8 protein-coding genes and 1 pseudogene are annotated in these 8,550 nt (G+C 69.3%); 8 read left to right on the forward strand and 1 reads right to left on the reverse strand.

The window, feature by feature from the left end; translation table 11 throughout:
* The first annotated feature begins 301 nt into the window (after window positions 1-301).
* The 8 genes and pseudogenes from ACFXC1_RS51080 to ACFXC1_RS51115 all read left to right on the forward strand — a co-directional run.
* Entirely contained in the window at window positions 302-1,270 is a 969-nt protein-coding gene (locus ACFXC1_RS51080) for a helix-turn-helix domain-containing protein (RefSeq protein WP_381257321.1), read from the forward strand.
* A gap of 121 nt (window positions 1,271-1,391) precedes the next feature.
* Window positions 1,392-1,589 carry a hypothetical protein gene (locus ACFXC1_RS51085; RefSeq protein ID WP_381257324.1) on the forward strand — a complete coding sequence of 66 codons (198 nt, stop codon included), beginning with the start codon at window positions 1,392-1,394 and terminating at the stop codon, window positions 1,587-1,589.
* 32 nt (window positions 1,590-1,621) lie between these two features.
* Window positions 1,622-3,844 (forward strand): ATP-binding protein, encoded by a 2,223-nt coding sequence (locus tag ACFXC1_RS51090; protein ID WP_381257327.1) that lies wholly within the window; start codon window positions 1,622-1,624, stop codon window positions 3,842-3,844.
* 285 nt (window positions 3,845-4,129) lie between these two features.
* Window positions 4,130-5,464, forward strand: coding sequence for a hypothetical protein (locus ACFXC1_RS51095; protein WP_381257329.1), 1,335 nt, complete (start codon window positions 4,130-4,132; stop codon window positions 5,462-5,464).
* A gap of 298 nt (window positions 5,465-5,762) precedes the next feature.
* Window positions 5,763-5,996: a hypothetical protein gene (locus ACFXC1_RS51100; RefSeq protein WP_381257332.1), complete on the forward strand. Its 234-nt coding sequence runs from the start codon at window positions 5,763-5,765 to the stop codon at window positions 5,994-5,996.
* Window positions 5,959-6,420, forward strand: coding sequence for an MmyB family transcriptional regulator (locus ACFXC1_RS51105; RefSeq protein ID WP_381257335.1), 462 nt, complete (start codon window positions 5,959-5,961; stop codon window positions 6,418-6,420). Before ACFXC1_RS51100 ends, ACFXC1_RS51105 begins: the two co-directional genes overlap by 38 nt.
* Before the next feature lie 233 nt (window positions 6,421-6,653).
* Window positions 6,654-7,043, forward strand: coding sequence for a DUF427 domain-containing protein (locus ACFXC1_RS51110; RefSeq protein WP_381257338.1), 390 nt, complete (start codon window positions 6,654-6,656; stop codon window positions 7,041-7,043).
* 248 nt (window positions 7,044-7,291) lie between these two features.
* Window positions 7,292-7,396, forward strand: a pseudogene (locus ACFXC1_RS51115) (hydroxymethylglutaryl-CoA lyase); the annotation flags it as partial.
* A gap of 559 nt (window positions 7,397-7,955) precedes the next feature.
* Here the strand turns inward: ACFXC1_RS51115 and ACFXC1_RS51120 are convergent.
* Window positions 7,956-8,402: a nitroreductase family deazaflavin-dependent oxidoreductase gene (locus ACFXC1_RS51120; RefSeq protein ID WP_381257341.1), complete on the reverse strand. Its 447-nt coding sequence runs from the start codon at window positions 8,400-8,402 to the stop codon at window positions 7,956-7,958.
* Window positions 8,403-8,550 lie beyond the last annotated feature (148 nt).

Genomic DNA, 8,550 nt, shown 5'->3' on the forward strand with positions numbered 1-8,550 from the left:
GGCGATGTCCGTGCCAAGACCGCGTCCGGCACCGGTGACGAAGATGACCTTGCTCATGGGGGAGTTCCTTTCAGGCGCCGCGACCGGCACCCGCTGTGCGCGGAGGCGACGCTCAGCATCAGTTCCAGCACCGCGGGGGGCCGGGACCGGCGGGCCAAGCGCCGTCCGTCCGGACGGTTCACACCGCCGTGGGCGGTGCACCACCAACAAAACCGCTTGTCACGGGAGTGTGGGAGTCCCTGATGAGGGGGTCACTGACAGGGACCCCCTTCCTGGCGGACGCACTCGTAGAGTGAAACGCATGGCAGGCAGAAACGACCCACAAGGAATACAAGGCACCAACCGCGATATTCGTGATGATTTCCGTGCGGAGATCCGGGAATTCCTCGGCACGCGACGGGCCAGGGTCACCCCTGAACAGGCCGGACTGCCCCTCTACGGCGGAGAGCGCCGACGGGTCACCGGGCTGCGCCGGGAGGAGGTCGCCCTGCTCGCCGGCATTTCCAGCGAGTACTACACGCGGCTGGAGCGCGGCAACGCCACCGGCGTCTCCGAGAGCGTCATCGACGGCATCGCACAGGCACTCCAGCTCGACGAGGCGGAACGCATCCACCTGCTCGACCTCCTGCGCGGCGTCGGCACGACCCGCCCGCCACGCCGCCGCCCGGCCCAGCAGCGGGTTCGGCCTCCGGTGCAGCGCGTCCTCGACTCGATGAGCGGCACACCCGCGTTCGTCCTCAGCGGACGCGGGGACATCCTCGCTACCAACGACCTCGGGCGCGCCCTCTACTCCCCGGTCTACGCCGACCCGGCACGGCCGCCCAACAACTCCAGGTTCGTCTTCCTCGACACCCACGCGACCGAGTTCTTCCGCGACTGGGACCAGGTCGCAGGCGACTGTGTCGCCATGCTGCGCGCCGAGGCCGGACGCGACCTCTACGACCGGCGGCTGACGGACCTGATCGGCGAACTGTCCACCCGCAGCGAGGAATTCCGCCACCGCTGGGCCGCCCACAACGTCCGCATGCACACCACCGGCGTGAAGCTCCTGCACCACCCGGTCGTCGGCGACCTCGACCTCCCGTTCGAGACCTTCCCGGTGGGCGGCGACTCCAGCCAGGTCCTCCTCACCTACACCGCCGAGCCCGCCTCCCGCTCCCAGGACGCCCTCAACCTGCTGGCCAGCTGGGCCGCCACCAACCACGACGTCGAGCGGTCCGCGCCGGCCAACGACGCCGAGGCCGCCGGCTCGTCCGAGACATCCGGCTGATCGACGTCCGACGAGCCGCGAGAGTCGCTCGCAGCCGTTTCCGGTTCCTGACAGCGGATGTTCAAGTTGTCCTGTGCCACGGTGAGCCAACTGCTCCCGACCGAGGTATCGGGTGATGTGTATGGATCTGCGCATTGAGGTGGTGCCAATGACCGCGTTGATTCGTGACGAATGGGTGGACGTCATCGACAGCGCACTCACGCGGCTGGTCGACGTCGCGGGCCTGGATGTCAGCGGGGTCTGCGGCGTCGCGCTCGGGCAGCGGCTGGGCATAGGCGAATGCACGCAACGCCGCCGACACGAGGCGAGGTGCACGTGATCGGAGTGCTGTCCGAGGCGGGGAACCTTCCCTTGGCCTTGACTTCCTTCGTGGGTCGGCGGCGCGAGGTCGCGGAGATTCGTCGAACACTGGGTAGCGCGAGGCTGCTGACGCTCACCGGAATGGGCGGGGTGGGCAAGACCCGGCTGGCGCTGGAGGTGGCCGCCAACTCCACCAGGGCCTTCGCGGACGGCGTGTGGGTGGTGGACCTGGCCCCCGTGCGGGATCCGTCGGCGGTGGCGATCAGGGCCGCGACCGCGCTGGGGGTGCCGGACCTGGGGGCCAGGCCGGTCCTGGACCAGCTCGCGGCCCATCTGGCAGGGCGGCGGGCGCTGATCGTGCTGGACAACTGCGAGCACCTGGTCAAGGCCTGCTCCGAGCTGGCCCAGACCCTCCTTTCGGCTGCTGGTGGCCTGCGCATTCTGGCAACCAGCCGCGAGACTCTGGGCATCACCGGCGAGCACGTTCTCACCGTCCAGCCCCTGTCACCGGACGAGGCACTCGAACTGCTGAGGGACCGGTCCAACGCCGTTGAGCCCCGGTTCCGGATCACCGACGCGAACCGGGCCGCGGTCACCCGGCTCTGCGCCGGCCTGGAGGGGTTGCCGCTGGCGATCGAGCTGGCCGCGGCCCGGCTGCGCACTCTCACCGTGGAAGAGGCGGTAGTCCGCCTGGAGAACCGGTTCGCGCTGCTCAGCGGAGGCAGCCGCACTGCGCTGCCGCGGCAGCGCACGCTGCGCGCGCTGGTCGACTGGAGCTACGAACTGTGTTCTGCGCCAGAGCAGCGGCTGTGGAACCGGCTGTCGGTGTTCACCGGCGGATTCGCCCTGGATGCGGCCGAGAGCGTCTGTGCGGGCTCGGGCATCGCGCGGCACGAGGTGCTGGACCTCCTGGACCGGCTCGTCGCCCAGTCCGTGGTGCTGACCGGCGGAGGCGAGGACGAGCCGCGCTATCGGCTGCTGGAGACCATCCGCCAGTACGGCAGGCAGCAGCTCGCCCGGTCGGGTGAGGAGCACACTGTGCTGCGACGGCACCGTGACTTCTACCTGGCCCTGGCTGAGCGGACTGCCGGAGACTGGTGCGGCCCAGGCCAGGAGAAAGCGCTGGCCCGGCTGCGCGCCGAGCACGCCAATGTGCTGACGGCCCTGGACTGCGCAGGCGATCCGCAGGCCACCCTCGCGCTGGCGGCGGCACTGCGCTACCACTGGTGCGCCGGAGGATTCCTCGGCGAGGGGCGACGCAGACTGGACCGGGCGCTCGCCGCCGCGCCCGAACCCACCGTCGTTCGGGCCAGGGCGCTGTGGGTTGCCGCCTGGGTGGCGCAGTTGCAGGGCGACCTGGCGGCGTCCGGCCGGTGGCTGGAGGAGGCGGCACACCTGGGCGAGGAACTTGGCGACCCGGTGGTGTGCGCGTACGTCCAGAGCTTCCGCGGCACGCTTGCGCTGTTCCGGGGTCAGCTGACGCAGGCCGTGAGCCTGCTGGAGGGCGCGGTGGACGCCCACACGGCGCTGGGCGAGGGAGCGGGAGTGGTCTTCGCCCTGTTCGAGTTGTCGTTCGTCCTGGCTCATCTGGCAGACCCACGTGCGGCGGTGACCGGTCGGCGCGCCCTGGCCGCCGCCGAGGCGCACGATGACCGGTGGGGCCGCGCGCACGCGTTGAGCGCGCTGGGCCATGACGCCTATCTGCGCGGGGACCTGGAGGCGGCCGTGGCGATGACGCGCACCGCGCTGGAGATCGAGGAGGGCTTCACCGACTACGTCGGAGCCATGCTGATGCTGGAACACTTCGCCTGGATGACCGCCTCCCTCGGCGACGCTGCGCAGGCGGTGCGGGTGCTGGGGGCCGCGGATGCGCTGCGGCGGGACATCGGGATCACCCTGGCCGCGTTCCCGCAGGTGGCCCTGGGTCATGCACGGTTCGAGGAAGCGACCGTCGCGGTCTTGGGCCAGGCCGGATATCGCAGGGCGTTCGCGCAGGGCGGCGCTGTCGACGGTCCGGCCCGGGCCATCGCATTCGCACTTCGGGCTCCTGAACCGGTGGCCCCGGCCGTGGCCACGAACCCGTTGACCAGCCGGGAGCGAGAGGTGGCCGCACGGGTGGCCCAGGGCGCGACCAACCGGCAGATCGCCTCCGCGCTCGGACGCTCGCCGCGCACGGTCGAGGGCCATATCGAGAACATCCTGGCCAAGCTCGGCTTCGGATCCCGCACCCAGATCGCCACCTGGTGGGCGCAGAACCAGGTACCCACCCCGTAGAACTACCCATGGACCCGCGCCGACGCCGCCCCGATCCTTCTCGTATGACGCACACGTAGCGGACCAAGCCCGCTACCTAGGGCCCCGGCTTCTGCGCCCGGGCCCGCGTCTCAGTCCCGGCCCCAGGCCGCATACACCCGGCTGCAGCAACCGGAGCCACCGCAAAGATGCGCCCACGGCCCCGGAGCCCCGCACCCGGGCGCGGCCGGACCGGCCCGATCGCTCCCGGCGTTCCCGCGCGGCAGATGCCTGCGGCCGATCCGTCTTGACCCAAGGAGTGTGTCCGTGTCCGTACCCGTGCTCTCCCGCACCAGAAGACGCCTCTTGAAGCGCCCGCCCTGGCCGACGATCATTATCGCTGTGGCGGCCTTCGCCTTGGTCACCACCGTCCTGGGCTCAACCGCACCTACCCGCCAGGGCGCCCAGAGGGCTGCTCAGCCCTCTATCGCGTCCATCTGCCAGGGGACCGTCAACTCGCTGGAGGCCTCCTACCGCGAGCAGGCCCCGCCGACAGTGTCCGGACCGGTGGTCCACAGCGCCTCCTACAGGTTCACCCGCCAGCAGGTGACGGCCCTTGCCGCGAAGCGTCAGGATGCCATCGCCAGCTGCGAGGCCAAGGGCAAGGTCGCCCAGCAAGCAGGCTGGTCCTACCTGTCGGCCCGCATGGTCGAGGTAGCCGTCGACGCCAGCATCACTGTCATGGCCTCCACACTCATCTGCTCGTACACCGGTCCGGCCGGCTGCAAGTGGGGCGTCAAGATAGCCGCGTTCACCGGCGGGTTCTTCGGAGCCCTGGTCTTCCAGTACCTGACCGACGGAACCGTGGACTGGAAGAGCGTGGGCAGTGCCTTCTTCGACGCGACCATTTCGATGCTGACCTTCTCCGGCCTCGACAAACTCCAGGAGAGCTACGTCCGGGACGGTGTGAGGGCCACGTTCCAGAACGCCGGCACTGCCATCCAGGCGGTGCCGGCCCGGATCGGCGGTCTGGGATCCGGTTTCACCACGTACGTCGACAGCGCGGCACGGTGGATCTGGAACAACCTCTCCAGCATCGCGTTCGGCGGGGTGTCGCAGATCGGCTACACCGGCGGCGGATCAGTCGTGCCGGCCATGGCCGTCATCCAGGGTGTGACCACCGCCTCCCCCGTGGAGTTCCGCGACCTCGGGAACTCCGGAGACAAGTCGGGCTCCTCTGTGACCTCCTACGACCTGCACTCCGGGACCCCCGGCGGCACCGAGTACGACACCTGGGACATCCACATGATCAACGGCATGGTCACCAACTCGGACGGAGCCATCGGCTACACGATCTCCCAGGGCAGCAACTGCCTGACCTCCACCAACAACAACGGCTCGAGCGTCTGGTTCGTCCCCTGCAACTCCGGGGACCACAGCCAGTGGTGGTTCGCCGACGGCGATGAGCTGATGTCCTCCAACGGATTCTGCATCAACGAGGTGCCCAACACCGGACGCTGGCTGACCAACTGCTCCGGCCTGAACTACCTCGACAGCCCCTCCTACAAGGACGACCAGTTCCTGATGAGCCCCGAAAGCGGGAGCTACCTGCCCGACACCGTGGCCAACTTGACGGCCAACTGGAAGATCTACGCAGGCTGAGCCTTCCAGCGGACAGCACAGTGCCCCGGGGCCGGTGGCGACGTCACCGGCCCGGGGCACTGCGCTGTGCCGGGCCGTGCGTCAGTACCCGAGGCGACATCGCTGTGGAGGTGGAACAAACCGGGTGCCGGGCTCGGAGCGCCCAGCCCCGGCCGACGCTCTGGTCTGCGGGAACTACCGTCACCCGGGCACCGGCGGAACGGCGGTTCACAGTCACCTCGCGCTGCCCGCCGAGTCCGCCGAACCAGGTACTGCCAGGTCCTCCCTGGTTCTCGGCAGCCGACCTGGCATCGAATGTATGGACCAGCGACGTCAGATCCAGGAGTTCCTGTCCTCGCGGCGGGCACGCATCACGCCGCAGCAGGCGGGGCTGTCGGTGCCGCTGCGCGGCCGGCGGGTTCCGGGGCTGCGGCGTGAGGAGGTGGCGACCTTCGCCGGGCTGAGTGTGGATTACTACATCCGGCTCGAGCGAGGCAAGCTCGCCGTGGCGAAGTGTGCTGAACGCCATCGCACGTGCGCTGCAGCTCGATGACGTCGAGCGGGAGCACCTGTTCGACCTGGCTCGTGCCGACCAGCCAGGCGCAGGGCCCCGGACGCGCCGGGCGGCCGCTTCCTCCGTGGCTCCCGGCGTGCAGGCGGTGCTCGACGCGCTGGACGGTGTGCCCGCGCTGGTCCGCAGCCCCTTTCTGGATGTCCCGGCCGTGAACCACCTCGGCAGGGCACTGTACGCGCCGGTGCTCGAGGATCCACGGCGTCCGGCGAACTTCGCCCGTTTCACCTTCCTCGGCCCCCGGGCCCGCGACTTCCGGGTGGACTGGCCGAAGGTCGTCGGCGACATGGTCGCTCACCTGCAGGCGGCGGCCGGGCGCGATCCGCACGATCGCGCGCTCACCCAGCTCGTCGGGGAACTGTGGGGCTGGCCGATCATCGGCCGACCATGCGGATCGCCTGCGTGAGACCAGGAACTCCCGACTCCACCAGCAAGGATCCAGGTCCTTAGTAATGCGTTCAGAGAGGACCTACCAGTACCCCCTCTAACGGGTCCTGTCGCACTGTCGGCAAGGCTGATTCCATTGAAGCCATGTCGCCGGAAACGTCGTCGAGACCGACTACGTCATCGATGGCGGCACGATCACGAACCTCTGATTTTCCTGATCACCAGTCAGTCCCACAATGAAGGAGCCAGTCGATGTCCCGTGAGATCAAGATTCCTGGGCCGGACCACCCCATCGAGATCAACGAGAACCCCCACCTGATCCGTGTGATCGCTCAGAACGGGGGCAAGGTCATCGCCGAGACGACCGCAGCCGTCTCGCTCAGCGAGGCGGGACGCCCGCCCGTTCACTACATCCCGTTGGCGGATGTCGACCAGACACTTCTGGTGCGCACCCACTCCCACACCTACTGCCCGTACAAGGGGGAGGCGTCGTACTACAGCCTCATCACCCCCGAAAAGGAGATCGCGGACGCGGTGTGGTTCTACGAAGAGCCCCACGAGGCCGTGAAGGCCATCGCGGGCCACGTCGCCTTCTACCCCCAGCACGTGCAGATCACCGTCGCCGAAGCCGTCGCCGACTGACGACCTACAGGCTGGAGCCGCGCCCGCTGTCACACCGCTCCCACCCTGCACCTACAGATACCCACGGCCCTCTCTTCCCCGCCGCAGGCGTCGAGGCGATGCCTCGGATCTCGCCGTCCTGCCGCGCTCTACCGGCATTTCCCAAACGGGCGCAACCTCACACGCGGCGTCGCGCTCTCCCCCTCTCCGGCACCATGGCCAAGGAGGCGGGGACCATCGCCGCCGAGTCCGCGCAGCAGCCACTCGGCCTGCCGGTACTCGTCCCCGCCGAACGCGGACTGGACCGGGCCCTCGGCCTCGGAGTCCGGCATGTGGCCGTCTTCGTCGGCGCGACCGAGGCGTTTGCCCGCCGCACTGGCGTCGACCTCGGGCCACTCGTCGACACCGGCATCTGGATGGGCGCACAGCTCGGTCGCCCCAGCGCCTCCCGTACGTGGGCGCCGGCGGAGCAGCGGACGAGCTGCCGTGGCCTCGATGCGCACCCGTAGTCAAGCGGCTGCGGCTGAAGCCCCGAGCCGCCCAAGCACGACATACACGCCCGCCGAGCAAGGCCAGGGGACCCGATGCGCTTCGCGCAGCAGGTCCAGCAGCGAGATCCGGTTGTCGACCGTACGGTGTGACACTTCTGTTGAAGCCTGGGCAAGGCACGAACGCGCGGAGACGGCGGCACACGCGGTCGCCTCGACGCCCCGCCTGGCGTGGGAGACCGCGGTCACGACCACGACAAAAACCGCCTCTCGTCTGGGCGCCGGCGTGAAGCCGGTGATCCGGTGGGACCTCCGCCTCTGCCATGACCCGTGGCGTGCTCGTGAGGCGCGGGCGTCGCCGTAAGCCGGATTACCGGCGGCATCGACGCATCGGATGTCGCCAATGGCAGCCGCGAAGGTCCGAGATTGGATCGGCGGTGCCGCGTCAGTGCTCCTGGGCCGCCGGTTCCAGAACGAGGACGGGGATCTCGCGGTCCGACTTCTCCTGATACTCGGCGTACGGCGGGAAGGCCTCGACGGCTCGGGCCCACCACAGCGCCTTCTCGTCGCCGGTCACCTCGCGTGCCAGCATGTCCTGGCGCACCGGGCCGTCCTGGAGCTCGACCCGGGGGTCGGTCACCACGTTGTGGTACCAGACCGGGTGCTTGGGGGCTCCTCCTGCGGAGGCGACCACGGCGTAGGAGCCGTCGTGCTCCACCCGCATGAGGGGGGACTTGCGGATCTTGCCGCTCTTCGCGCCCAGGGTCGTCAGGATGACGACGGGCAGGCCCTGCAGCGTCGTTCCTTGCGTACCGCCGGAGCTCTCGTACAGCTCCACCTGGTCCCGTGCAAACTCCATCGCGCTCGGCTCGTACTCGCCTTTGAGTGGCATCTGCCTGTCTCCATGCTGTCGTTGGTTGTGTCCGGTGGCGGTGTTCTGTCTGGGCGGGGGGTGCGGGTTGTCCCCCTCAGGCGTGGGTGTTGTCGTAGGCGAGGTTGTCGCCCAGTTCGCGGGAGGCTTCGGCCTGGGCGAGGAGTTC

The organism is Streptomyces hokutonensis, from assembly GCF_042751305.1.
GTDB classification, from domain to species: domain Bacteria; phylum Actinomycetota; class Actinomycetes; order Streptomycetales; family Streptomycetaceae; genus Streptomyces; species Streptomyces hokutonensis_A.

Excerpts from the sequence above, each read along its gene's own strand:
- ACFXC1_RS51110 (WP_381257338.1), top strand. The coding sequence starts at position 6,654 with ATGTCCCGTGAGATCAAGATTCCTGGGCCGGACCACCCCATCGAGATC.
- ACFXC1_RS51120 (WP_381257341.1), bottom strand. The coding sequence starts at position 8,402 with ATGCCACTCAAAGGCGAGTACGAGCCGAGCGCGATGGAGTTTGCACGG.
- ACFXC1_RS51100 (WP_381257332.1), top strand. The coding sequence starts at position 5,763 with ATGGACCAGCGACGTCAGATCCAGGAGTTCCTGTCCTCGCGGCGGGCA.
- ACFXC1_RS51085 (WP_381257324.1), top strand. The coding sequence starts at position 1,392 with ATGGATCTGCGCATTGAGGTGGTGCCAATGACCGCGTTGATTCGTGAC.
- ACFXC1_RS51080 (WP_381257321.1), top strand. The coding sequence starts at position 302 with ATGGCAGGCAGAAACGACCCACAAGGAATACAAGGCACCAACCGCGAT.